This is a genomic window from Streptomyces mirabilis (assembly GCF_018310535.1).
In the GTDB taxonomy this organism is placed as follows: Bacteria; Actinomycetota; Actinomycetes; order Streptomycetales; family Streptomycetaceae; genus Streptomyces.
Genome location: NZ_CP074102.1, coordinates 3,569,411 through 3,593,086, shown reverse-complemented (window position 1 = coordinate 3,593,086; position 23,676 = coordinate 3,569,411). Strand labels below are relative to the sequence as shown.

The 23,676-nt window shown below is 70.4% G+C and carries 20 protein-coding genes; 10 read left to right on the top strand and 10 right to left on the bottom strand.

Going from position 1 to position 23,676, the window contains the following annotated elements; all coding sequences use genetic code 11:
• The first annotated feature begins 5 nt into the window (after positions 1-5).
• The 5 genes from SMIR_RS15780 (at position 6) to hemB (ending at position 6,461) form a co-directional block, all read left to right on the top strand.
• On the top strand, positions 6-770 hold the full coding sequence (locus SMIR_RS15780) for a redox-sensing transcriptional repressor Rex (RefSeq protein WP_054228018.1): 765 nt from the start codon (positions 6-8) through the stop codon (positions 768-770).
• Positions 767-2,536: a glutamyl-tRNA reductase gene (locus tag SMIR_RS15775; RefSeq protein WP_168494321.1), complete on the top strand. Its 1,770-nt coding sequence runs from the start codon at positions 767-769 to the stop codon at positions 2,534-2,536. The genes SMIR_RS15780 and SMIR_RS15775 overlap by 4 nt, the downstream gene beginning before the upstream one ends.
• On the top strand, positions 2,533-3,555 hold the full coding sequence (gene hemC / locus SMIR_RS15770; RefSeq protein ID WP_168494323.1) for a hydroxymethylbilane synthase: 1,023 nt from the start codon (positions 2,533-2,535) through the stop codon (positions 3,553-3,555). Before SMIR_RS15775 ends, hemC begins: the two co-directional genes overlap by 4 nt.
• Positions 3,552-5,273: a bifunctional uroporphyrinogen-III C-methyltransferase/uroporphyrinogen-III synthase gene (locus tag SMIR_RS15765; protein ID WP_168494325.1), complete on the top strand. Its 1,722-nt coding sequence runs from the start codon at positions 3,552-3,554 to the stop codon at positions 5,271-5,273. The genes hemC and SMIR_RS15765 overlap by 4 nt, the downstream gene beginning before the upstream one ends.
• Positions 5,274-5,468: 195 nt before the next feature.
• Positions 5,469-6,461 (top strand): porphobilinogen synthase, encoded by a 993-nt coding sequence (gene hemB / locus SMIR_RS15760; protein WP_168494327.1) that lies wholly within the window; start codon positions 5,469-5,471, stop codon positions 6,459-6,461.
• A gap of 18 nt (positions 6,462-6,479) precedes the next feature.
• Here the strand turns inward: hemB and SMIR_RS15755 are convergent, their stop codons facing one another.
• Positions 6,480-7,190, bottom strand: coding sequence for a DUF4232 domain-containing protein (locus tag SMIR_RS15755; RefSeq protein WP_168494329.1), 711 nt, complete (start codon positions 7,188-7,190; stop codon positions 6,480-6,482).
• Positions 7,191-7,400: 210 nt separating this feature from the next.
• Between SMIR_RS15755 and SMIR_RS15750 the strand changes: the two genes are divergently transcribed.
• The 3 genes from SMIR_RS15750 to SMIR_RS15740 all read left to right on the top strand — a co-directional run bounded on the left by SMIR_RS15750 (position 7,401) and on the right by SMIR_RS15740 (position 11,178).
• Positions 7,401-8,735: a helix-turn-helix domain-containing protein gene (locus SMIR_RS15750; protein ID WP_249938430.1), complete on the top strand. Its 1,335-nt coding sequence runs from the start codon at positions 7,401-7,403 to the stop codon at positions 8,733-8,735.
• Positions 8,736-8,816: 81 nt separating this feature from the next.
• Positions 8,817-9,719 (top strand): SAM-dependent methyltransferase, encoded by a 903-nt coding sequence (locus SMIR_RS15745; RefSeq protein WP_168494331.1) that lies wholly within the window; start codon positions 8,817-8,819, stop codon positions 9,717-9,719.
• A 262-nt stretch (positions 9,720-9,981) separates the two neighbouring features.
• Positions 9,982-11,178 (top strand): aminotransferase-like domain-containing protein, encoded by a 1,197-nt coding sequence (locus SMIR_RS15740; protein WP_168494333.1) that lies wholly within the window; start codon positions 9,982-9,984, stop codon positions 11,176-11,178.
• Between the two features lie 13 nt (positions 11,179-11,191).
• Here the strand turns inward: SMIR_RS15740 and SMIR_RS15735 are convergent, their stop codons facing one another.
• The 3 genes from SMIR_RS15735 to argS all read right to left on the bottom strand — a co-directional run bounded on the left by SMIR_RS15735 (position 11,192) and on the right by argS (position 14,992).
• Positions 11,192-12,079, bottom strand: a complete 888-nt coding sequence (locus tag SMIR_RS15735) for a DUF4253 domain-containing protein (RefSeq protein WP_168494335.1) — start codon at positions 12,077-12,079, stop codon at positions 11,192-11,194.
• A 178-nt stretch (positions 12,080-12,257) separates the two neighbouring features.
• Positions 12,258-12,785: a lamin tail domain-containing protein gene (locus tag SMIR_RS15730; protein WP_168494337.1), complete on the bottom strand. Its 528-nt coding sequence runs from the start codon at positions 12,783-12,785 to the stop codon at positions 12,258-12,260.
• Positions 12,786-13,222: 437 nt separating this feature from the next.
• A complete protein-coding gene (gene argS, locus SMIR_RS15725) occupies positions 13,223-14,992 on the bottom strand; it encodes an arginine--tRNA ligase (RefSeq protein WP_168501214.1) in 1,770 nt (589 codons plus the stop codon).
• Positions 14,993-15,138: 146 nt separating this feature from the next.
• On the opposite strand from argS, the gene lysS reads away from it, so the two are divergent.
• Positions 15,139-16,881 (top strand): lysine--tRNA ligase, encoded by a 1,743-nt coding sequence (gene lysS, locus SMIR_RS15720; RefSeq protein WP_168494339.1) that lies wholly within the window; start codon positions 15,139-15,141, stop codon positions 16,879-16,881.
• A 73-nt stretch (positions 16,882-16,954) separates the two neighbouring features.
• On the opposite strand, the gene SMIR_RS15715 is transcribed toward lysS, so the two are convergent.
• From SMIR_RS15715 to SMIR_RS15705, 3 genes are all read right to left on the bottom strand, one after another.
• Positions 16,955-18,283: a DUF2637 domain-containing protein gene (locus SMIR_RS15715; protein WP_212728366.1), complete on the bottom strand. Its 1,329-nt coding sequence runs from the start codon at positions 18,281-18,283 to the stop codon at positions 16,955-16,957.
• Positions 18,284-18,486: 203 nt separating this feature from the next.
• Positions 18,487-19,377 (bottom strand): DUF3558 domain-containing protein, encoded by an 891-nt coding sequence (locus SMIR_RS15710; protein WP_168494341.1) that lies wholly within the window; start codon positions 19,375-19,377, stop codon positions 18,487-18,489.
• A gap of 147 nt (positions 19,378-19,524) precedes the next feature.
• Positions 19,525-20,373, bottom strand: coding sequence for a DUF3558 domain-containing protein (locus SMIR_RS15705; protein ID WP_212727137.1), 849 nt, complete (start codon positions 20,371-20,373; stop codon positions 19,525-19,527).
• A gap of 212 nt (positions 20,374-20,585) precedes the next feature.
• Between SMIR_RS15705 and SMIR_RS15700 the strand changes: the two genes are divergently transcribed.
• Complete coding sequence (locus SMIR_RS15700; RefSeq protein WP_168494345.1) at positions 20,586-21,779, top strand: RtcB family protein; 1,194 nt, start codon at positions 20,586-20,588, stop codon at positions 21,777-21,779.
• 54 nt (positions 21,780-21,833) lie between these two features.
• On the opposite strand, the gene SMIR_RS15695 is transcribed toward SMIR_RS15700, so the two are convergent.
• Genes SMIR_RS15695 through SMIR_RS15685 form a run of 3 tightly spaced genes read right to left on the bottom strand, consistent with a single transcriptional unit; the run spans position 21,834 to position 23,675 of the window.
• Positions 21,834-22,652: a tyrosine-protein phosphatase gene (locus tag SMIR_RS15695; protein WP_168494347.1), complete on the bottom strand. Its 819-nt coding sequence runs from the start codon at positions 22,650-22,652 to the stop codon at positions 21,834-21,836.
• 52 nt (positions 22,653-22,704) lie between these two features.
• Positions 22,705-22,887 (bottom strand): hypothetical protein, encoded by a 183-nt coding sequence (locus SMIR_RS15690; protein WP_168501216.1) that lies wholly within the window; start codon positions 22,885-22,887, stop codon positions 22,705-22,707.
• Between the two features lie 11 nt (positions 22,888-22,898).
• Positions 22,899-23,675, bottom strand: coding sequence for an SDR family NAD(P)-dependent oxidoreductase (locus tag SMIR_RS15685; RefSeq protein WP_143608893.1), 777 nt, complete (start codon positions 23,673-23,675; stop codon positions 22,899-22,901).
• Position 23,676: the final 1 nt, after the last annotated feature.

Sequence of the window (23,676 nt, the reverse complement as noted above, 5' to 3'; positions counted from 1 at the left end):
GCACCGTGGCAACTGGCCGAACTCACCGACCGGCGACCCGCAGCCGAGGGATTCCCGAGGCCACCGTCGCCCGGCTTCCGCTGTACCTCCGAGCCCTCACCGCACTGTCGGAGCGCTCGGTACCCACGGTCTCCTCCGAGGAGCTCGCGGCCGCGGCGGGGGTCAACTCCGCGAAGCTGCGCAAGGACTTCTCCTACCTCGGCTCCTACGGGACGCGTGGTGTGGGGTACGACGTCGAGTATCTCGTGTACCAGATCTCCCGTGAGCTGGGCCTGACCCAGGACTGGCCGGTAGTGATCGTCGGTATCGGTAACCTCGGCGCCGCGCTGGCCAACTACGGCGGGTTCGCCTCCCGTGGTTTCCGGGTCGCCGCGCTGATCGACGCCGATCCGGAGATGGCCGGAAAGCAGGTCGCCGGGATCGCCGTGCAGCACAGCGACGGCCTCGAGAAGATCATCGACGAGAACGGCGTCTCCATCGGCGTCATCACCACCCCGCCGGGCGTGGCCCAGCAGGTCTGCGACCGCCTGGTCGCGGCCGGAGTCACCTCCATCCTCAACTTCGCGCCGACCGTCCTGTCCGTCCCGGACGGCGTCGACGTGCGCAAGGTCGATCTCTCCATCGAGCTGCAGATCCTCGCCTTCCACGAGCAGCGCAAGGCCGGCGAGGAGGCCGAGGCCCAGGCCGGTGCCGCCGCCGTGGCCCAGGCCGCCCAGGAGGACAACGGCAAAGGTCCTGACGGGGACGTCCCCGCCGTGATGCCGGCATGAGTCTCCTCGTCGTCGGGCTGAGCCACCGCAGCGCCCCGGTCAGCGTCCTGGAGCGGGCTACGCTGAACGCGGACGCCCAGATCAAGCTGCTGCAGGACACGGTCGCCGCCGAACCGGCCGCCGAGGCCACGCTGCTCGCCACCTGCAACCGCATCGAGCTGTACGCCGATGTCGACAAGTTCCACGCGGGCGTCGCCGAGCTGTCCACGCTGCTCGCCCAGCACAGCGGTGTCGGCCTCGACGAGCTCACCCCCCACCTCTACGTGCACTACGAGGACCGGGCCGTCCACCACCTCTTCTCGGTGTCCTGCGGGCTCGACTCGATGGTCGTGGGCGAGGGCCAGATCCTCGGCCAGATCAAGGACGCGCTCGCCACCGCGCAGGAGCTGCACTCCGCGGGCCGGCTGCTGAACGACCTGTTCCAGCAGTCGCTGCGGGTCGGCAAGCGCGCGCACTCCGAGACCGGCATCGACCGCGCCGGGCAGTCCCTCGTCACCTTCGGCCTCCAGCAGCTGTCGGCCGGCACCGCCGTCGACGCCTGGGCCAAGGGCAAGAAGGCCCTCGTCATCGGCGCGGGCTCGATGTCCTCGCTGGCCGCGGCGACGCTCGCGCGCGCCGGAGTCTCCGAGATCGTCATCGCCAACCGCACCCCGGACCGCTCGGAGCGACTCGCCCAGATCCTCAACGAGAACGAGGGCGGCGACACGGACGTGCTGGCCCGCGCGGTACCGATGGATTCGGTGCCGCTCGAGCTGACACGTGCCGACGTCGCCATCTCCTGCACCGGCGCCACCGGGCTCGTCCTGACGGCCGAGACGGTCGCGGCGGCCGTGGAGGGACGTACGGGAGCGTCCGTGGTCACGGCCGAGCCCGCGGCGAAGCCCCTCGTGCGAGGTGCCGGCTCCGCTCGTACGGCGTCGCCCGCGGCCGTGGGCGACCAGACGCAGCTCGCTCCCACCAGCGTCGGCACGGACGACGACTGCCCGCTCGACCTGTCCGCCGTGCAGGGCACGGCCGGCTTCTCCGTACTCGGCGAGGCCGCCGTCGCCGGAATGGCCGCCGCCGAGCTGGAGCAGCACGCGGCCTGGGTGGACAAGGGCGATGTCGCGGCCCGTGCCCCGCGCGGGGCGGCCGTACTCGACCCGGAGGCCGACGCCGACGCCATCGCCGCGCTCGTGCTGGCCGTCGCCACCGTCGGCCGGGTGCCCGAGCGCCGCAGGCCCGAGCCGGTCGCCGAGGCCCCCCGGCCCGCGCCCGTGCTCTCGCTGCTGGACCTCGCCATGCCCCGTGACATCGACGCGGCCGTGCACCGGCTGCTCGGCGTGCGGCTCGTCGACATCGAGTCGCTGGCCGAGGCGTCCGCGGACGCGCCGATGGCGGCGGACGTGGACCAGGTGCGGAGGATCGTTTCCGACGAGGTGGCCGCCTTCAGCGCCGCCCAGCGGGCCGCCCACATCACCCCCACCGTCGTGGCGCTGCGCACCATGGCCGCCGACCTCGTCGCGAGCGAGATCGCGCGGCTCGACGGGCGGCTGCCGGACCTCGACGACAAGGAGCGGGGCGAGATCACGCAGACCGTGCGGCGCGTCGTCGACAAGCTGCTGCACGCGCCGACCGTACGGGTCAAGCAACTCGCCGCCGAACCCGGTGGCGCCGGGTACGCGGACGCGCTGCGAACCCTGTTCGACCTGGACCCCGAGACGGTCGCCTCCGTCTCGCGGGCCGAGAACAACAACGAGAACGCCAAGAACCGAGGGCGAGCATGAGTGAGCCACGTGAGCCACGTGCGCCGCAGGGGCAGGCTGGAGCGCCCCAAGGGCGACCAGATGAGAAGGCGGCACTGAGGCTGGGGACCAGGCGCAGCAAGCTCGCCATGGCCCAGTCCGGGCTGGTGGCGCAGGCCGTGAGCCAGGTGACCGGCAGGCCCGTCGAGCTCGTGGAGATCACGACGTACGGCGACACCTCCCGTGAGCACCTCGCCCAGATCGGCGGTACGGGCGTCTTCGTCACCGCGCTGCGCGAGGCGTTGCTGCTCGGCGAGATCGACTTCGCCGTGCACTCCCTGAAGGACCTGCCGACCGGGCAGCCCGACGAGCTCGCGCTGGCCGCCGTACCGCTGCGCGAGGACCCGCGCGACGTGCTCGTCGCCCGCGACGGGCTGCGCTTCGAGGAGCTTCCGGACGGCGCGCGCGTCGGTACCGGTTCGCCGCGCCGGATGGCCCAGCTGAACGCGTACGCCCGCAACCACGGGATGACGATCGAGACGGTCGCGATCCGTGGGAACGTCGACACGCGGATCGGATACGTACGCAGCGGGGAGCTCGACGCCGTCGTGCTCGCCGCCGCGGGCCTCGGCCGCCTGGGGCGGATAGAGGACGTGACGGACTTCCTGTCCGTCGACACCGTTTTGCCCGCCCCCGGCCAGGGGGCCCTGGCGATCGAGTGTGCCGCGGACAACGCGGATCTCGTCGCCGCGCTCGGCGAACTCGACGACCCGTTCACCCGGGCCGCCGTGACCGCCGAGCGGTCCCTGCTCGCCGCCCTGGAGGCCGGCTGCAGTGCACCCGTGGGTGCTCTCGCCGACCTTCTGGCCGACGGGCAGATTGTCAAGGAGATGCGCCTGCGCGGCGTCGTCGGCACGACCGACGGCACGACGCTGGTGCAGCTGTCCACCACCGGTCCCGTGCCCGAGACACATGACCAAGCAATGGCGCTCGGCCGTGAACTCGCCGCCGAGATGCTTGCCAAGGGCGCGGCCGGTCTGATGGGGGAGCGAGCACATTGAGCCCCACCACCCTTCCCGCCGGTCCCGAAAACGGGCACGTCACCTTCCTCGGTGCCGGACCCGGAGATCCGGGACTACTGACACTGCGCGCCGTCGAGGCGCTGGCGAACGCGGATGTTCTCGTCGCCGAGTACGAGGTACTCGACATGGTCCGCGTCCATGCCAGACAAGGCGTCGCCGTACTGAGTACGAATACGGACGGGGGGACGCCTTTGGGCACGTCTTCCAGTACGTATCCGGGCACAGGCACGCCTCAACTAGCGGTTGTTGACGCCGTGTCAACGTCCGCTGGTGACCCCGCGTTGAGGGACGCTGCCAATCTTGTCATGGAGGCCGCGCGGGGCGGCAAGCGGGTCGTGCGTGCGGTGTCCGGTGACCCCGGGCTCGACACGTACGCCGCCGAGGAGATGCTGGCCTGCGCCGCCGCGGGCGTGCCGTTCGAGGTCGTGCCGGGTGTCGCCGCGGCCGTGGGCGTGCCCGCGTACGCCGGTGTGCCGCTGCGCGACGCGCAGGGCGCCGATGTGCGGTTCGTCGACGCGCGTACGGCCTCCGACCGGTGCTGGACCGAGGTCGGGGCGTCGGACGGGACGGTCGTCGTCTCGTCGACGCTGGACTCCGTGGCCGCCGCCGCGGGCGAGCTGGTCGCGGCCGGTCGCAAGCCGGACACGCCGATGACGGTGACGATCGCCGGTACGACGACGCGTCAGCGGACCTGGTCGGCCACGCTCGGGACGATCGCCCAGACCCTGAAGCAGGCGAAGGTGCTGCCGTCCCCGGACGGTGGGCGCCCGGTGATAGCCGTGGTCGGTGAGCGTTCCGCCGCGGCTCAGCGCGAGCAGCTCTCGTGGTTCGAGTCCAAGCCGCTGTTCGGCTGGAAGGTGCTCGTACCGCGGACGAAGGAGCAGGCGGTCTCACTCTCCGACCAACTGCGGTCCTACGGCGCTGTGCCGCACGAGGTGCCGACGATCGCCGTCGAGCCGCCACGGACGCCGCAGCAGATGGAACGCGCGGTCAAGGGCCTGGTGACGGGCCGCTACGAGTGGATCGCCTTCACCTCCGTGAACGCGGTCAAGGCCGTGCGGGAGAAGTTCGAGGAGTACGGGCTCGACGCGCGGGCCTTCGCCGGGATCAAGGTCGCGGCGGTGGGCGAGCAGACGGCGAAGGCGCTGGTTGCCTTCGGCGTGAAGCCGGATCTGGTGCCGAGCGGTGAGCAGTCGGCCGCGGGGCTTCTGGAGGACTGGCCGCCGTACGACCCGGTGTTCGACCCGATCGACCGGGTGTTCCTGCCGCGGGCCGACATCGCCACCGAGACGCTGGTCGCGGGGCTCATCGACCTGGGCTGGGAGGTCGACGACGTCACGGCCTACCGGACGGTGCGGGCCTCGCCGCCGCCGGCGGAGACGCGAGAGGCGATCAAGGGGGGCGGTTTCGACGCCGTGCTCTTCACGTCGTCCTCGACCGTACGCAATCTCGTGGGCATCGCGGGCAAGCCGCACAACGTGACGGTGATCGCCTGTATCGGTCCGGCCACCGCCAAGACGGCGGAGGAGCACGGTCTGCGGGTCGATGTCATGGCCCCGGAGCCGTCGGTGCACAAGCTGGCTGAGGCGCTGGCGGACTTCGGTCTCAGGCGGAGGGCTGCCGCCGCGGAGGCGGGGGATCCGGTTACTCGGCCGAGTGAGCGTCGGCCGGGGGCGCGGAGGCGTCGCACGACGTAGGGGTGTGTAGGGGGTGCGGGGCGGTCGGGGCGGACCAAGGGTTTTCCGCCCCCGCCGCCCCGGGCTTTTAGGGGCGCGGGGAACTGCGCGATCAGCCCCCACCGGCCGTCAGTCGAACAGGGACCCCTTGCATCCGCGGCCGTACCGGCAAGGTGTCGGCAAGGGGGGCCCAGGGGCGGGCGTAGCGTAGGGGGCATGACGAAGTACGGATCCTTCCCCGGTACGCGGCCGCGGCGGCTGCGTACGACGCCGGTCATGCGGCGCATGGTCGCCGAGACCCGGCTGCACCCCGCCGACTTCATCCTCCCCGCGTTCGTACGGGAGGGCGTGAACGAGCCGGTTCCCATCGCGGCGATGCCCGGCGTCGTACAGCACACGCGAGACAGCCTGAAGAAGGCCGCGCTGGAGGCCGTGGAGGCCGGGATCTCCGGGATCATGCTCTTCGGCGTGCCGGAGGACGCGAAGAAGGACGCCGTCGGAACCCCCGGGACCGACCCTGACGGGATTCTGCAGGTCGCCCTCCGTGACGTGCGTGCCGAGGTCGGCGACGAACTGCTCGTCATGTCCGATCTGTGTCTCGACGAGACCACCGACCACGGGCACTGCGGAGTGCTCGACGCGGAAGGCCGCGTCGACAACGACGCGACCCTGGAGCGGTACGCCGAGATGGCCCAGGTCCAGGCCGACGCCGGGGCGCACGTGGTGGGGCCCAGCGGGATGATGGACGGGCAGATCGGGGTCGTCCGGGACGCCCTGGACCAGATCGGGCGCGAGGACGTCGCCATCCTCGCCTACACCGCGAAGTACTCCTCCGCCTTCTACGGGCCCTTCCGGGAGGCCGTCGCCTCCTCGCTGACGGGCGACCGCAAGACGTACCAGCAGGACCCCGCCAATGTGCGGGAGTCCCTGCGGGAGTTGGCCCTCGATCTGGAGGAGGGGGCCGACATGGTGATGGTGAAGCCGGCGGGACCGTATCTGGACGTCCTGGCTCGGGTCGCGGACTCCGTCGACGTGCCCGTGGCCGCCTACCAGATCTCCGGCGAGTACTCGATGATCGAGGCGGCGGCCGAGAAGGGCTGGATCGACCGTGACAAGGCGATCCTGGAGACGCTGACCGGCATCAAGCGGGCCGGCGCCCAGAACATCCTCACCTACTGGGCCACCGAGGTCGCGCAGAAGCTCCGCTAGGGCCTGACAGCCGCTCGCTCAGTAGGCCAGCGCGTCGTCCAGGCTCTGCTGCCAGTACGTCACCGTGAGCTTGTCGTCCACGTACACGCCCTTCGCCGGGAGCGCCGGGGTCGCGCTGCTGCCCTTGGCGAAGCCGACGACGAGGGTCTTGGCCGTGTAGCCGTTGCCGCCGCTGCCGTCGGCGGCCGAGAGCAGGACGCCCGCGTAGCCGGACTCGCCCGGAGCCAATGTGACGACCGCCTGCGGGTGGGTCGACTCGGCGACCGGCGGGACCGACTGGGCCTCGCCGAAGCGGGCGATCGGGTAACCGGTCAGATCGCAGTTCTTCGCACCGGTGTTGGTGACGGTGAGGAGCAGGTGGTTGAGGGGGCGGGAGACCTCGGTCGCGGTGGTCTTGCTGTTGGCGCCGTTGCAGGCGGGGTTCCGGGTGGCCGTGGTGCCTGCGCCGTTCTTGCCGGCGGAGCCGGAGCCGCCGCTGGTGCCCGCCGTGGTGGTGCCTGCCGTGGTGGTGCCCTTCGGGGCGGTCGTCGAGCCCCCCGTCTCGCCCGCCGGCTTCGCCTTCGTACCGCCGTCGGCCGTGGACCCGGTCGGCTGCGCCGAGGAATTGGACGCGGCGGACGGACCCTCGTCACGTACGCCCTTCCCGTTGTCGCACGCCGTGAGGGCGAACGCGGCGAGCGCGACCGTCGTGGCGGCGAGGAGGCGGGTGCGGGCGGTGCGTGCGGACATGGGTGATCCCCCTGTGGGTGTGGCTGGTCGGCAGCCGCTCGACCGGTCGAGGGGAGCGGCGTGCTTGGATGACCACAGCTTGGTGGTTGATCCGTCCCGGCCGCCACGGTTGCCGGGGGATACGGGACGCCGGAACGGTCGTATGGGGTCTGACCAGGGGGAATGCCGTCCCCCTGGAACGCGGCCCGGGACGCGGGGGATGGAGGAACGGTGGCCGGGGACGAGTTCGCGGGGCTGCTGCGGGAGCTGAAGGAGCGGTCCGGACTCAGTTACGGGGTGCTCGCGAAACGGCTGCACGTGAGTACGTCCACGCTGCATCGCTACGTCAACGGGGACGCCGTACCGACGGACTACGCACCCGTGGAGCGGCTCGCGCGCGTGTGCGGGGCGACTCCCGAGGAGCTGGTGGAGCTGCATCGGCGGTGGGTGCGGGCGGATGTGCTGCGGGGGCAGAAGGGGGTGCCTGCGGCGCCTGGGACGGATACAGCTTCCGTGGCGGACGTGGCGTCTGTGACGGATGAGGTGTCCGTGGCGGATGTGACGTCCGTGATGCCGGTGGGGGTGGAGGGTTCCTCGGGGGAGCCGGATGCGGCTTCGGAGGTTGTCGGCGGGCCCTCGGGTGAGGCTTCGACCGGGGGGCGGCGACGGCGTACGGTCCTCCTCGCCTCGGTCGCCGTCGCCGCGGTGCTCGCGTCCGCCGCGCTCGCGGTGCGGTTCGTGCCGGACGGCAAGGGGGACGGGAGCGGGGGGCGGGAGGTCTTGGGGGCCGCCGCGTCGTCCGGTCCCCGGGAGGGTTCGCGGGGGACGGCGTCCGCCGACGGCAAGCACCGGGAGCCGTCCGCCTCGGTCAGCGCCTCCGTCTCCGCCTCGCACAGTGGTGGGCCCGAGGCGTCCGTCTCGACGGCGGCTTCGGGTGGCGGTGCGGGCCAGGACGTCGCCGACGGCGCCACCGCGCCCGTCGTGGCCGCCAACCCGTACAAGTGGGAAGGCCCGTGCAGCCAGCACTACCTGGTGAACCGGAAGGCCGCGCAGGTGCCCCCGCCGCCGAACGAGTCGGACGCGCGCGGGTGGGTCACGGCGCTCGGCGGGGTCGCCGGTCAGGAGCAGATGCTCGCGCTGACCGTGCAGGGGACCGGGAAGGCCACCGTGGTCCTGGACGGGCTGCACGTGCGGGTGGTGGGCAAGGACGTGCCGCTCGCCTGGAACGACTATGCGATGGGCGTCGGCTGCGGGGGTGGCGTGGAGACGAAGTCGTTCGCCGTGGATCTCGACGCGGGGCGGCCCGTGACCACGCCCAAGGCCGGGCAGCGGGACTTCCCCTACAAGGTCAGCGAGTCCGATCCCGAGGTCTTCTATGTCTTCGCGGACGCGCGGGCGCACGACGTGAGCTGGTACCTGGAGCTCGACTGGTCCAGTGGAGCGCGCAGTGGCACGGTGCGTATCGACGACAACGGCAAGCCGTTCCGGACGAGCGGGAATGCGGGGCGGCCCGCGTACGACTATCCGCTGGGCGGCAGCGAGTGGGAGACGGCCGCGACAGGTTAGTCAGGGGAGGGGCACTATCAAGTCCCCCTAGGAGTTACGTTGTTGCCCATCGAATGACGCGACTCTCCAGGGAGAGGCTTTATGCCCGGTGATGCTCTCAGCCAGGACCCCGCCGAGCTGAGAAGGAGGATCGACACCACCAAGGCGCACCCGGCGCGCGTCTACGACGTCTTCCTCGGGGGCAAGGACAACTACCCGGTCGACCGGTCCGCGGCCGCCGCCGCGATCGTGGCCAATCCGCGCGGGTACCTCGACGTCCGGCACAACCGGGACTTCCTGCGCAGGGCGGTCACCACGCTGACCCAGGAATCGGGTATCCGCCAGTTCCTGGACATAGGTACCGGGTTGCCGACCCAGGAGAACGTCCACCAGATCGCGCAGCGGATCACTCCGGAGTCGCGGGTCGTGTACGTCGACAACGACCCCGTTGTGCTCGCTCACGCGCGTGCGTTGCTCACCAGTGGGCCCGAGGGACAGACGGACTACATCGACGCGGACCTCGAGGAGCCCGCGCGGATCCTCGAAGGGGCCGCGAAGACCCTCGACTTCGAGCAGCCGATCGCGCTCGTGCTGGTGGCGATCCTGCACTTCATCGAGGACGAGCAGGCCTATCCGATCGTGCGTGAGCTGGTGGAGGCGTTGCCTTCGGGCAGCCGGCTCGTGCTCAGCCATCTCACCGAGGATCTCAACGCGGAGAACATTCGGGCGGTTCAGCGGACGTTCACCGAGCGGGGGTTCACGTTCGTGCTGCGGTCCAGGGCCGAGGTGGAGCGGTTCTTCACGGAGAACGGGCTCGAGGTGGAGGAGCCGGGTGTCGTGCCTGTGCACCGCTGGCGGCCGGACGGTGCGGCTCCGCTGGCCGAAAAAGTGGATCCCGCGTACTTTGCCGGCCTCGACGACATCGAGAAGATCCGCTATCGCGACATCAATGACGTGACGGACGCGGACATCAATGTGTACGGGGTGACGGGCGTCAAGCCCTGACTCCCGCCCCCGCGGCCCCTACCCGTCCCCTCCCTACCCGGGGGCTCCGCCCCCAGACCCCCGGGTGCGTTCGCCGCCTGCGGGCCGGTGGGGGCTGGTCGCGCAGTTCCCCGCGCCCCTGAAGGCCTTCAGCCCGTCCGGCGTTTGAGGACGAGGGAAGTTCTTCGTGTCCGTATCGCGGAATTGGTCGGTGTAGGGCGCAGGTTTCTTTCTAGGGTGGCGCGTCAGGGGTTGTGGGAGCCGTAGGAGAAGGAGTCGTCCTGTGACCGGTCTCGAGATCGCTCAAGCCGTGCCGCCGCTCGCCACGCGGGCCACCGCGATCGGTGGGTCGCCGGTACGGGAGATCCTCGCGGTCACCGCGCGGCCGGAGGTGATCAACTTCGCGGGCGGGCTGCCGGCTCCGGAGCTGTTCGACGCGGAGGGGATCGCCGCCGCGTTCCGTGACGTGTTCGCCCACGAGCCCGAGCGGGCGCTGCAGTACTCGACCACCGAGGGCGAGCCCGTGCTGCGGGCAGCCCTCGCGGAGCGGACCACCGCACGAGGGCTGCCGACGGACGCGGACGACGTACTGGTCACCACCGGGTCGCAGCAGGCGCTCTCGCTGCTCGCCACCGTCCTGGTCGAGCCCGGCGACACCGTGCTCGTCGAAAGTCCCTGTTATCTGGCGGCACTCCAGGCGTTCGCGTTCGCCGGGGCGCGGGTGGTCGCGGTGCCGGTGGATGGGGACGGGATCGATCCGGACGCGCTTGAGGAGCTTGTCACTCGCGAGCGGCCCAAGCTGCTCTACACCGTGCCGACCTTTCAGAATCCGACCGGCCGGACCATGGCGGGTGAGCGCCGGGCCGCCGTCGCGTCCGTCGCCGCCCGGTGCGGGGTGTGGATCGTCGAGGACGACCCGTACGGTGAGCTCCGTTTCGAGGGCGGGCGGGTGCCGTGGATCGCCTCGTACGACGGTGCCCAGGACCGGACCGTGCTGCTCGGTTCCTTCTCCAAGGTCATGGCGCCCGGCCTCAGGCTCGGCTGGCTGCGGGCCCCCGCCGCGCTGCTGCGGGCGTGCGCCGTCGCCAAGCAGGCCGCCGATCTGCACACCCCGACCGTCAACCAGCTCGCCGCCGCGCGTTATCTCGCCGACCGGGACCTCGACGCCCATGTGGCACGGGTCGCGGGCGTCTACCGCGAGCGGCGCGACGCCATGCTGGCGGGTATCGCCGACGCCCTTCCGGCCGGGTCCACGTGGACCCGGCCCGAGGGCGGCATGTTCCTCTGGGCGCGGCTGCCCGAGTCGTACGACACCACGGCCCTGCTCCGGGGAGTGGTGGAGCAGGGAGTGGCGTACGTGCCGGGCGCGCCCTTCTACGCCGGGGAGCCCGACCTCGCGACGCTGCGGCTCTGCTTCGTCACCCAGACCCCGGACGAGATCGGTGAGGGGCTGCGGCGGCTGGCGAAGGGGCTTCGGTAGGCAGGGGAGCCGGTCAGTCCCACCAGAAGGACCACACCCGCTTGCCGAGCACCTCGTCCGCCGCGTACGCGCGCAGCGTCTCGCTCTCGCCCTGCGTGATGTTGTCCGGGCAGAAGGCGAAGTGCTCGGCGGCCACCGCCTCGGCCTCGGCCGGTGTCGTGGGCGGGGCCGCCACCGACAGGACCAGCTGGTCGAAGGTGAGGGCCACGACCCGTACGCCGAAGCGGTCCTCCCAGGAGCGCAGGACCGCGCAGAGGCGGGCCACGTCGCCCTCGTAGTTCACCGGACCGGACCAGCCGATCGCCGCCGGGATGTCCGCGCTGCGGCGCGCCGGGACCAGGGCGAGGCGCGGCTCCTTCAGCCAGGAGCCGCCGCCCGCGAGGGAGTCGGCGACCTCGGTGGCTCGGTCGTCCGCGTCCGCCTCGGGCGCGGCGGCCGGTGCCAGGCCGGGCCACTGCACGCCGTGCGGCGCGATCGTCTCGGCGAACTCCTCGGCCTCACCGAAGAGTTCGGTGACCGCTTCCTTGCCGGGGTAGTCCACGTCGGCGTCGAGCTCGAGCTCGTCCTCCGCGTACTCCTCCCAGTACCCCGCCAGTACCTCGTCGGCGTCGTGATCCCCCGGATACGACATCTCCTCGGGCATCAACTCCCATTCCTCCGGGCCGCCCTGGCCGCCGCCGACGTCTATGAGGAGGGGGAGCAGGCCGGCCGTGCGCGGGGCGGAACCCAGCGTGGCCCAGTCTCCGGGGGCGGCTGGTGCCTCGGTGTGCCACAGCAACGGCTCGTGCCAGGGGCCGTCATCCGTCGTGTCGATCAGTTTCCCGGGCGGGAGTTCGAGGCCGAGCGCGCGCCCGCTCGGATCTGCCGCCAGCGAGGGCAGCGGGTTCGGAAGTGTCGCCATGCCGGTGACTTTAGGGCCCGCCACTGACAGCGGACCCGGGGGTCCGCCCACGAGGTCCTGGAGCGCCGGGACACACGAACGCGGCGTGCCACAGGTGGTTCGTGGCACGCCGCGCGAAGAGGGTCAGGCGCGGGTCGAGGGTGGCGCAGTCCGTACGCCGGTCTCGACCCGCCAGGGGTCAGCGGTGGCCGTGGCCCGGGCCGCGGCCGTGGTCGTCGCCGTGGCCGCGACCGTCGTCACCGTGGTGCCTGGCGTCCCAGGAGATGGTGTCGACCACACGACGGTGGTCGTTGCGGAGCGTGGCGGTGTCCTTGCGGTCGTCCCAGACGAAGTTGCGGCGGTCCTGGTAGACGTCGCGGTAGGTGTCACGCCCGACACCGGTGTGGACGCGGACGGTGGAGTGGCCGTCCAGGCGCAGGTGGTGGAACGTGTAGACGCGGCCCTGACGGTTGGCCAGCGTCCAGTCGTCCAGGTTCACGCTTTCGCGCCCGCTGTTGGTGATCTGCACCCACTCCTCGTTCAGCGAGCGGTTGGACCTGGAGCCGTGTCCCGGGGCGTCGTACTGGACCTTGCTGATCTCCACCTGCGGACCGCGCGGCCCGGCTCCGTTGGCCGACGCCGGCAGGGCGGCTGCTCCCACCAGCGCGGCGGCGGACAGAGCGGCGGCGGCCAGGCGACGGGCCGTGAAGGTCTGCGAAGCGGTCATGGGTGCCCCCTTGGGGTACTGGCGGGTCGCGGCGACAGGATCGTGCCGGCGGCCCGCTGTTCGTGCACCCGGCCTGCTGGCCGGACACCGCATAGCTTGCCGACTGAAGTGCTCCGCTACGTCCCGGAATCGGAGGGCGTTGCCGATCAACGACATTGTCGTGATAGTCGCATGTAGTGCGCACGTTTTGTGAAGGTGTGTCGGGTTGACGACTCTTAGGGGGGTGTGGCCGCATCGGTACTGGCCTGCGCCACTTCTTCGCCATGCCGCGCCACCCGTCCGCGACCTCCGCTGTCACCCGAAAGTGAGTAACAGTCCCGAGCGGGCAGAGGTACCCGCGCGGGTGGTCGTGCGTACGCGCTTTCGGGTGCGGAAGCGCCTGATCCCGCAGGCGGCTTCAGCGGCCTGCGGGATCAGGTACTACGGGATCGGCGAGATCAGAGGCGCTCGGGCGTCCTGATGCCCAGCAGGGCCATGCCCTGGTGCAGGGTGCGCGCCGTGAGGTCGCACAGGAACAGGCGGTTCTCGACCTGGGCCGGGGTGTCCGCCTTCAGGACCGGGCACTCCGAGTAGAAGGTCGTGTACAGGGACGCCAGCTGGTACAGGTACGCCGCCAGCTTGTGCGGGGCGTACTCGTCGGCGACCTCCGTGATCGTCTCCGCGAAGCGGTCCAGGTGCAGGCCCAACTCGCGCTCGGCCGGGGCCAGTTCCAGCTCCGGGTGGGCGGCCGGGCGGACCTCGCCCGCCTTGCGCAGGATCGACTGGATACGGGCGTACGCGTACTGGAGGTACACGGACGTGTCGCCGTTGAGCGACACCATCTGGTCCAGGTCGAACTTGTAGTCGCGGTTCGCCGAGGTCGACAGGTCGGCGTACTTGACCGCGCCGATGCCCACCTGCGTGCCGCGCTCGGAGATCTCCTCCTCCGACAGCTGCCCCAGGGTGTCCTTCTCCCGCACGACCGCCGTGGCCCGCTCGATCGCCTCGTCCAGGAGATCCACCAGCCGGACCGTCTCGCCCTCACGCGTCTTGAACGGCTTGCCGTCCTTGCCCAGCACCGTGCCGAAGGCCAGCTGCTGCGCATGCACGTCGTCGCTCAGCCAGCCCGCCCTGCGCGCGGTCTCGAAGACCATCTTGAAGTGCAGGGACTGACGGGCGTCGACCACGTAGACGAGGGTGTTCGCCTTGAGGTTGAAGACACGGTCCCTGATCGCCGAGAGGTCGGTCGCCGCGTAGCCGTAGCCACCGTCCGACTTCTTCACGATCAGCGGGACCGGGTTGCCGTCCGGGCCCTTCACGTCGTCGAAGAACACACAGAGCGCGCCGTCGGAGCGGACCGCCACGCCCGACTCCTCCAGGAGGCGGCAGGTCTCGTCCAGCATGTCGTTGTAGCCCGACTCGCCGACCACGTCCGGGTCCCGGATCTCCATGTCCAGCTTGTCGAAGACCGAGTAGAAGTAGATCTTCGACTCGTCCACGAACTTCTGCCACATGGCGAGGGTCTCGGGCTCGCCCGCCTGGAGGTCGACCACCCGGCGCCGCGCCCGCGTCTTGAACTCCTCGTCGGAGTCGAAGAGCGTGCGCGCCGCCTTGTAGAGCCGGTTCAGGTTCGACATGGCCTCCTCGCCGGAGACCTCCGCCGCGCCCTTGTGGTCCAGCTCGTGCGGGTGCTCGATCAGGTACTGGATGAGCATGCCGAACTGGGTGCCCCAGTCGCCGATGTGATGGCGCCTGACCACGCTCTCGCCGGTGAACTCCAGGATCTGGACCACCGCGTCGCCGATGACCGCCGAACGCAGGTGACCGACGTGCATCTCCTTCGCCACGTTCGGCTGCGCGTAGTCGATGACCGTGGTGCCCGGGTTCTCGGCGAGCGGCACGCCGAGGCGCTCGCCGTCCTCGTACCGCGCCGCCAGGTTCTCGGTGATGGCCTTGTCGGTGATCGTGATGTTCAGGAAGCCGGGCCCGGAGACCTCGATGTCCTTGATCACGTCACCCGACTCGACCCGCGCCACGACCTGCGTCGCCAGCTCTCTCGGGTTCGCCTTCGCCTTCTTCGCGAGGGCCAGGATCCCGTTGGCCTGGAAGTCGGCCCGGTCGCTTCGTCGCAGCAGCGGGTCCGCGGAACCGGCCTCCGGCAGGGCTGCCGAGAGGGCGTCCGCGAGGCGCTGGTGGACGGAGGCGGTGAGGGACGTGACCGAGGCCATGGAGTGGCTGCCGTTCTGCTCGGGTTCCGGGAGTTTCTGAGTACAGGAAAGCCAGTATCCCATGCGGTGAAAAGCCGTTTTCGCGGTTCAGGCCCGAGCTGGGAGAATGGTGCGGTCAGCCGTACTGGCGTATGAGAAAGAAGGACGTGCCGATCGTGGCTCAGAGCACCGAGACCACCGACTGGGTCTCCCGTTTCGCGGATGAGGTCATCGAGGAATCGGAGCGTCGGGCCCCGGGCAAACCTGTGGTCGTCGCGTCCGGGCTCTCCCCCTCCGGCCCGATCCACCTCGGCAACCTCCGCGAGGTCATGACCCCGCACCTGGTCGCCGACGAGATCCGCCGCCGCGGGTACACCGTGCGACACCTGCTCTCCTGGGACGACTACGACCGCTACCGCAAGGTCCCGGCCGGCGTCCCCGGCATCGACGAGTCCTGGGCCGAGCACATCGGCAAGCCGCTGACCTCCGTCCCCGCCCCCAAGGGCTCGGAGTACCCGAACTGGGCCGAGCACTTCAAGGCCGCGATGGTCGAGGCGCTGGCCGAGCTCGGCGTCGAGTACGACGGGATCAGCCAGACCGAGCAGTACACCTCCGGTGTCTACCGCGACCAGGTGCTGTTCGCGATGAAGCACCGTGGTGACATCGACGCGATCCTCGACCAGTACCGGACCAAGAAGGGCCCCGCGAAGAAGCAGCAGGGCCAGAAGCCGGTCGACGAGGCCGAGCTCGAAGCCGCCGAAGGCTCCGGCGCCGCCGCCGAGGACGACGGCAGCTCGGTCGCCGGGTACTACCCGTACAAGCCCTACTGCGGGCAGTGCGAGAAGGACCTCACCACCGTCACCTCGTACGACGACGAGACCACCGAGCTGGCGTACACCTGTTCCGCCTGCGGCTTCTCCGAGACCGTCCGGCTGAGCGAGTTCAACCGCGGCAAGCTGGTCTGGAAGGTCGACTGGCCCATGCGCTGGGCCTACGAGGGCGTCATCTTCGAGCCGAGCGGGGTGGACCACTCCTCTCCGGGGTCCTCCTTCCAGGTGGGCGGCCAGATCGTGGGCATCTTCGGCGGCAAGCAGCCGATCGGGCCCATGTACGCGTTCGTCGGCATCTCCGGCATGGCCAAGATGTCCAGCAGCAAGGGCGGGGTGCCCACCCCGGCCGACGCGCTCCAGATCATGGAACCGCAGCTGCTGCGCTGGCTGTACGCCCGCCGCCGTCCCAACCAGTCGTTCAAGATCGCCTTCGACCAGGAGATCCAGCGGCTGTACGACGAGTGGGACAAGCTCGCGGGCAAGGTCACCGACGGCTCGGTCCTCCCGGCCGACGCCGCCGCGTACGCGCGCGCGGTCGGCACAGCCTCCGGGGAGCTGCCCAGGACCCCCCGTCCGATGCCGTACCGCACCCTCGCCTCCGTCGCCGACATCACGGCCGGCGCCGAGGACCAGACCCTGCGGATCCTGAGCGAGCTCGACCCCGAGAACCCGCTCGCCTCCCTGGACGAGGTCCGGCCCCGGCTCGACAAGGCCGAGACCTGGATCAACACCCAGGTGCCGGCCGAGGAGCGCACCGTCGTGCGCGACGAGCCCGACGTCGAACTGCTCAAGTCACTCGACGACCCGGGCCGCGAGTCGCTGCGGCTGCTCCTCGACGGGCTGGAGCAGAACTGGTCCCTGGACGGCCTCACCCACCTCGTCTACGGCGTCCCCAAGGTCCAGGCCGGCTTCCCCGCCGACGCCACCGCCAAGGAGCTCCCGCCGGAGATCAAGGTCGCCCAGCGCACGTTCTTCGCGCTGCTGTACCACCTGCTGGTCGGGCGTGACACCGGCCCGCGTCTGCCCACGCTGCTGCTCGCGGTCGGCCAGGACCGGGTGCGCAAGCTGCTCGCCGCGTAAGGCCTTCGGCTGTACGAGGATGGGGGCGCCCGGTGATCACCGGGCGCCCCCATCCTCGTACGCGCTGACGTGCCTACGCGATGTGGTCTTCCTGGAGTTCCGCCGTGTGGCGGTTGGTGAAGCGGTTGACCATGCGGTCGGCCTCGCGCTGCGGGATCGTGGTGCCGTACGTCGCCTCCACGTCGCCCCTGAACTGGCCCGAGGTCGGATAGCTGCCGTCTATCGACTTCTTGAAGACCAGGTAGTAGTCCTCCTCGGTCGGCTCCGAGCCGCCGCCCGCACCCAGCTCGCGGGTACGGCCCGGGCCGGACGGGATCGGGAAGGTGCCGGTGTCCTCCGGAGAGGGTTCCGGGGCGGGGGCAGGCTGCTCCTGGTACGGCTGCTGCGGGAACGTCTGCTGCTCGAACCGCTGCTGTTCCTCGAACTCCTGCCGAGCCCGGAACCGCTGCTGCTCCTCGAACTGCTCGGCCTGCTGCTGCTCCTCGTACCACTGCCGGTACGCGACATCCGGGTCGTACGTCGGGTCGTAGCCGCCCTGATACGCGACGGACTGGGGGTTCCGCGCCTGAAGCCACTGACTCTGCGGCTCGGCGTAGTCCTCCTGCTGCTCGGGGGGCTCGTTCGCCTCAGCGGCGGGAAGCTGTTCCCGGACAGGCGCCGCGTTGCTCTGTACGACGGGTGACGTCGGTTCCGGCTCGCGCGCCACCGCCAACTGCGGCGCCGGGGGCAGGAGGGCCGGTTCGATGCCAGCGGCAGCGAGGCCGGAGGGGGCGGTCTCGGCGAGCGGGACGCCGTAGCGGGCCAGGCGCAGCGGCATCAGCGACTCCACCGGGGCCTTGCGGCGCCAGGCGCGGCCGAAGCGGGAGTGAAGGCGGGCCTGGTAGACGAGGCGGTCCTGCTCCAGCTTGATGACCTGCTCGTAGGAGCGCAGCTCCCACAGCTTCATCCGGCGCCACAGGAGGAAGGTGGGGATCGGCGAGAGCATCCAGCGGGTGAGGCGGACGCCCTCCATATGCTTGTCGGCGGTGATGTCCGCGATCCGGCCGATCGCGTGCCGGGCCGCCTCGACGGAGACCACGAACAGGACCGGGATGACGGCGTGCATGCCGACGCCCAGCGGGTCCGGCCAGGCCGCCGCGCCGTTGAAGGCGATCGTCGCGACCGTCAGCAGCCACGCCGTCTGGCGCAGCAGCGGGAAGGGGATGCGGATCCAGGTCAGCAGGAGGTCCAGGGCGAGCAGGACGCAGATACCCGCGTCGATGCCGATCGGGAAGACGTACGCGAAGTTCCCGAAGCCCTTCTTGAGGGCCAGCTCGCGTACGGCCGCGTACGAACCGGCGAAGCCGATACCCGCGATGACGAGCGCACCGGCGACGACCACACCGATGAGAATCCGGTGCATTCGTGTGAGCTGGATTGGCGCGGCCACCTGTACTCCCCTCTCCTTGCGTGTTGTTGCGCGCAACAGGGTGGCACATGTGTACGGCGCACGGGTGGCCGGTATGGCAGGAGCCCGGCCCGCGAGGCGACCGGGCTCCGTCAAATACCCTGCTGGGCAGGCGATTTGCGCGCCGAAGCCCGTTGAATGTCAGTACTTCTCGAATGTCAGTTCTTCTTGGTGGCCGACGCCGAGGGCTTGGAGCTGGCCGACGCCGACGGGGAAGCCGACTTTGACGGGCTCGCCGACTTGGAGGGGGAGGCCGACTGCGACGGGGCGGTGGTCGCCCGGCTGCCGTCCTGGTTCGCGGAGGCCACCGCGGCCACCGCCTCCTTGGCGGCCTTCTCCGCGGCCTTCGTCAGGTCGTCCGCGCTGGGGGCCTTGTCGCCGGCGAGACCGGCGCCGTTGTAGTCGAGCGTGATGACGACGTTCTCGACGCGCGTCACGACCGTCTGCTGCTTGAAGGAGCCTTCCTTCTTCTTCAGGCCGTAGCGCACCGCCGTCGACGCGTCCCCGATCCCGGAGACCGGCTCCGACCGGGCGCCCGTCGCGCCGGTCACCGTCTGCGCGTCCTTGACCTGCTTGTCGTAGTAGGTCTGCGCGAGCTGGTTGCCCTCGCCGCGGGTCGCGTCCGAGTCGAAACGCAGCAGGGAGACGTTCAGCCAGCGGAACTGGGAACCCTTGACGCCCTTGTTGTCGAGGCTGTTCCAGGAGCAGCTGCTGCGGTCCTTCGCGTCGTCCGACTTGCCCGACTTGGCGGACTTCACGCCCTTCGGGACGAGTTCGCCCAGTGTGTTCTTCGAGAACACCGAGCAAGGGGCCGGTAGTGTCGCGTACGCGGCCGGCTTGACGGCGTCCGCGGAGGTGCTCGGGGACGCGGACGAGGTCGCGGCGGTCCCCTTCTGGGCGGCGTTGTCGGCGCTCGAGCCCGATCCCGAGCCGGAGCCGGAGTCCGAGGAACAACCGGCGGCGGTGAGTACCACCGGGACGGCGGCTGCGCTGACAAGGATGCGGGTGAGTCGCGGGGCTCGGCCTACTCGCTGTGCTGGTCGGTGCATGGTTCCTTCACTCGTGGCGCTCGTGGTGCGACCGCACATGGCAGGTGCGACCGGTCGGGTCCGAGGGGCCACGGTACGCGGTGAGGCGGCGATGCGTTTCCTGTTCGAGGGGTTCGCGTGGGGTGCCCCCGCGCCCCGGCGGACCCGCTAGCCGTTGAACCGGTCGACGAGCTTCTGCGCCAGATTCCGGGCCTTGTCCTGCATTTCTTTGCTGTCCGGGGTGCCGGTGGAAGCGGTCGGCTGCTCGGCGTACTCGATCCTCACGATCACGTTGGACGTGCGGAACACCACAGTCACGGTGCGCTGCTGAGCCGTCGAAGACGCGGAGTTGAGTTTGTCGTTGAGGAACGCCTCGTCGCCGAGGCCGCTGAGCTTGCGGGGCTGGAGGTCGGCGGGGGTCTCGCTCGCGCCGGCGGAGGTCGAGGCGGAGGCGGAGGCGGAGGAGGTGGCCGAGGAGGCGGGCGCGGAGGGGGCGGGCGCGGAGGGGGTTGCCGAGGGGGTGGCGCTGGCGGAACCGGTGTCGGACGGCGTGGCCGAAGCGGAGGGCTCGGGGAGGTTCGCCGCGGTCTCCTCGGTCGCGTAGATGTCCTGGGCGCGGGAGTCGTCGCTCACCGCGTTGTCGTAGGAGACCACGCGCTCGAAGTCGACGTTGAGATGGTCGGTGGCGTCCGTGGAGTCCACCTTCCAGCCGCAGCCGACGCGGCGGTCGGTGTCGTAGGTGAGGGTGGCCTGGCCCTCGTACGCCTTGTCGCGCTGGTCCTGGTCGGTGATCTGCTTGATGCCGGGCAGCAGGGAGTCGAGGCTGTCGTGACTCACCGCGGCGCAGGCCTCCGGGAGCGTGCGGTACTTGCCCGGCTGGGCGGCCGGGGTGTTCGCGCTGATGTCGCCCGGCTTGGGGTCGGCCGCCGCGCCGTTCTTTGCCGAACCTCCGGTGCAGCCGGCCAGCAGGGCCGCGAGGAGCGCGGCGATGCCGGGGACGTACGCCTTCCGCTGCACGGTCGGGCTCCTCTCGACGGCTCCCAGGGCCTGTGGCCGGGAGCTCTGTGGTGCTGTCCTGTGGTTATTCGGTTGCCGCGCGGGGGCGGCCCCTGCAGACAATGTGTATCGCACGCACAGCCGTGGACGCCGGTCCGTTGTCCCATACGTCGACCTTGGCGCAGGTTTTGCGTTCTATGACTTTTGTCGTTTGTCGGGGGAATGAGGATGTTATGTCGTACGTAGAGATACCGGGCGCCAAGGTGCCCATCCGCATGTGGACGGACCCGGCGTCGGTCGAGGACGTGGCCCTGCGCCAGCTCCAGAACGTGGCCACGCTCCCGTGGATCAAGGGGCTCGCCGTCATGCCGGACGTCCACTACGGCAAGGGCGCGACGGTCGGGTCGGTCATCGCCATGCGCGACGCGGTGTGTCCGGCGGCGGTGGGGGTCGACATCGGGTGCGGGATGTCCGCGGTCAGGACGTCGCTCACGGCCAATGATCTGCCGGGGGATCTTTCGCGGCTCCGGTCGAAGATCGAGGAGGCGATTCCGGTGGGACGGGGGATGCACGACTCCCCGGTCGAGCCGGGCGGCTTCCATGGGCTGGCGACCAGCGGGTGGGACGACTTCTGGAGGCGGTTCGACGGGGTTGCGGAGGCGGTCAAGTTCCGTGAGGAGCGTGCGACCAAGCAGATGGGTACGCTCGGATCGGGCAATCATTTCATCGAAATCTGCACAGATACGACCGGTTCCGTCTGGCTGATGCTGCACTCCGGTTCGCGCAACATCGGCAAGGAACTGGCCGAGTACCACATCGGCGTCGCCCAGAGGCTCCCGCACAACCAGGGGCTGGTCGACCGTGACCTCGCGGTCTTCGTCGCGGACACCCCGCAGATGGCCGCGTACCGCAACGACCTGTTCTGGGCGCAGGAGTACGCGAAGCACAACCGCACCCTGATGATGGCGCTCCTGAAGGACGTGGTCCGCAAGGAGTTCAAGAAGGCGAAGCCGACCTTCGAGCAGGAGATCAGCGCGCATCACAACTACGTCGCCGAAGAGCGGTACGACGGAATGGACCTGCTGGTCACCCGCAAGGGCGCGATCCGCGCGGGCTCCGGCGAGTACGGAATCATTCCGGGCTCGATGGGCACGGGTTCGTACATCGTGAAGGGACTCGGCAACGAGAAGGCCTTCAACTCGGCGTCGCACGGCGCGGGTCGGCGCATGAGCCGCAACGCGGCGAAGCGCCGCTTCTCGACGCGGGACCTGGAGGAGCAGACGCAGGGCGTCGAGTGCCGTAAGGACTCCGGCGTCGTGGACGAGATCCCGGGTGCGTACAAGCCGATCGAGCAGGTCATCGAGCAGCAGAGCGACCTCGTGGAGGTCGTGGCGAAGCTGAAGCAGCTTGTCTGCGTGAAGGGCTAGCTACAGCGTTGGGGCGCGACGCACAGCGGTGCGCGGCGCCCCAACGTGAGTCGCTCAGTCGGGTGGACTTGCGGCCGTAGGGCAGGCCGAGTTGGTTGAGTTCGCTCCTGGTTTCGAGGAGTCAGGAGAGGCCGGTTCGAGGAGGGTCGCGCGGAGGGCCGCGGTGAAGGTGGTGTCCAGGCCCAGGTTCTGTGTGACGTAGGACTGGACGGAGCCGTAGCGGGACCTCAGGTCCGACAGAAACCTGGTCATGATCTCGACGGGTGCCGTGCCGTAGGCCGGCCACATCAGTTCGCGGTCGGGGTTGTTGGCGCGCCAGTCCGCCACCAGGAGCGGCGTGGCACGTTCCGTGAGGGTGAAGTCGTCGGTGATCGTCTGCTCGGGGACGCCCAGGAGGGACAGGACCAGGGCCGCCACCAGGCCCGTGCGGTCCTTGCCCGAGGCGCAGTGGAAGACGAGGGGTGTGTCCGACTCGGCGGCCTGTGCGACGAGGCGCAGCGTCTCGCGGATTTCCTTGGTGCCGTCCTCGGCGACCTCCGCGTAGCGGGCCGCCAGGTAGGGGCCGGGGGCGACGGAAGGGGGCAGTGCCGCCTGGTCGTACGGGCGGTGCTCGATGCTCTGGTTGTGGTACGCGAGGGAGGGGTGCTCGGGGACGCGGCCCTTCGCGTCGATCTCCCACGGGTAGCGGAGGTCCACGACCGTGCGGATGCCGAGGGAGAGGAAGAGATCCCAGTCCTGCGTCCCGGGGGTCAGTTTGCCGAGCGAGTCCGCGCGGTACAGGCGGGACCGGCGGACCGTACGGCCGTCCGCGGTGGTGTATCCGCCCAGGTCGCGGAAGTTGTGCAGGCGGGCGAAGGGTATGTGTCTGTTCACATCGTGTCCGTTCACAACGCGGCAGCGTACGGCGGACGTACGGCTGCCTCGATCACTTCGCGTGGGTCACCGCGTAGATCATGACGAAGGCCACGATGTGGATGCCGAAGAGGAAGTACGCGAGGTACCACCAGACGTAGCGCTGGTTCTTCTTCTCCGCGGCCAGGTGGCGGCGCTCCACGGAGGATGCGACCGGCGCTTCGCCCGAGATCTCGCCCGACGCCTCGTCCTGCATCCCGTCCGGCATCACAGTTCCCGGTGGACCTTGGTGTTCGACGCCTGGGCGCGGGGTCGTACGACGAGGAGGTCGATGTTGACGTGGCTGGGGCGGGTGACGGCCCAGGTGATGGTGTCGGCGACGTCGTCGGCGGTCAGCGGCTCGGCCACGCCCGCGTAGACCTTGGCCGCCTTCTCCGTGTCGCCGCCGAAGCGGGTCAGCGCGAACTCGTCCGTCTTGACCATGCCGGGCGCGATCTCGATGACCCGGACCGGCGTTCCGACGATCTCCAGGCGGAGGGTCTCGGCGAGGACGTGTTCGGCGTGCTTGGCGGCGACATAGCCGGCGCCGCCCTCGTACGTGCCGTGCCCCGCCGTCGACGACAGCACGACGACCGTGCCGTCGCCGCTCGCGGTGAGAGCCGGGAGCAGGGCCTGGGTGATGTTCAGGGTGCCGATGACGTTCGTCTCGTACATCTGGCGCCACTCGGCCGGGTCGCCGGTCGCGACCGGGTCGGCGCCCAGCGCGCCGCCCGCGTTGTTGACCAGGACACCGATCGTCTTGAAGGCGCCGGCGAACTCGTCGACCGCCGCGCGGTCCGTGACGTCCAGCGCGTACGCGGTCGCCTGGTGGCCCGTCGCGTTGATCTCCTCGGCCAGCGCCTCGATGCGGTCCTTGCGCCGGGCGGTCAGTACGACGCGGTAGCCGGCCGCGGCGAGCTGCCGGGCCGTCGCCGCGCCGATGCCGCTGCTCGCGCCGGTGACGACGGCGATGCGGGAGGAGGCGGAGGGCACGGCGGACGTCATG

Bases quoted from the DNA above. Each gene is read 5' to 3' on its own strand.
- SMIR_RS15735 (WP_168494335.1), bottom strand. From the start codon at position 12,079: ATGGCGACACTTCCGAACCCGCTGCCCTCGCTGGCGGCAGATCCGAGC.
- SMIR_RS15755 (WP_168494329.1), bottom strand. From the start codon at position 7,190: ATGTCCGCACGCACCGCCCGCACCCGCCTCCTCGCCGCCACGACGGTC.
- hemC (WP_168494323.1), top strand. From the start codon at position 2,533: ATGAGTGAGCCACGTGAGCCACGTGCGCCGCAGGGGCAGGCTGGAGCG.
- hemB (WP_168494327.1), top strand. From the start codon at position 5,469: ATGACGAAGTACGGATCCTTCCCCGGTACGCGGCCGCGGCGGCTGCGT.
- argS (WP_168501214.1), bottom strand. From the start codon at position 14,992: ATGGCCTCGGTCACGTCCCTCACCGCCTCCGTCCACCAGCGCCTCGCG.
- SMIR_RS15710 (WP_168494341.1), bottom strand. From the start codon at position 19,377: ATGCACCGACCAGCACAGCGAGTAGGCCGAGCCCCGCGACTCACCCGC.
- SMIR_RS15730 (WP_168494337.1), bottom strand. From the start codon at position 12,785: ATGACCGCTTCGCAGACCTTCACGGCCCGTCGCCTGGCCGCCGCCGCT.
- SMIR_RS15685 (WP_143608893.1), bottom strand. From the start codon at position 23,675: ATGACGTCCGCCGTGCCCTCCGCCTCCTCCCGCATCGCCGTCGTCACC.
- SMIR_RS15715 (WP_212728366.1), bottom strand. From the start codon at position 18,283: ATGCACCGGATTCTCATCGGTGTGGTCGTCGCCGGTGCGCTCGTCATC.
- SMIR_RS15700 (WP_168494345.1), top strand. From the start codon at position 20,586: ATGTCGTACGTAGAGATACCGGGCGCCAAGGTGCCCATCCGCATGTGG.
- SMIR_RS15775 (WP_168494321.1), top strand. From the start codon at position 767: ATGAGTCTCCTCGTCGTCGGGCTGAGCCACCGCAGCGCCCCGGTCAGC.
- SMIR_RS15690 (WP_168501216.1), bottom strand. From the start codon at position 22,887: ATGCAGGACGAGGCGTCGGGCGAGATCTCGGGCGAAGCGCCGGTCGCA.
- SMIR_RS15745 (WP_168494331.1), top strand. From the start codon at position 8,817: ATGCCCGGTGATGCTCTCAGCCAGGACCCCGCCGAGCTGAGAAGGAGG.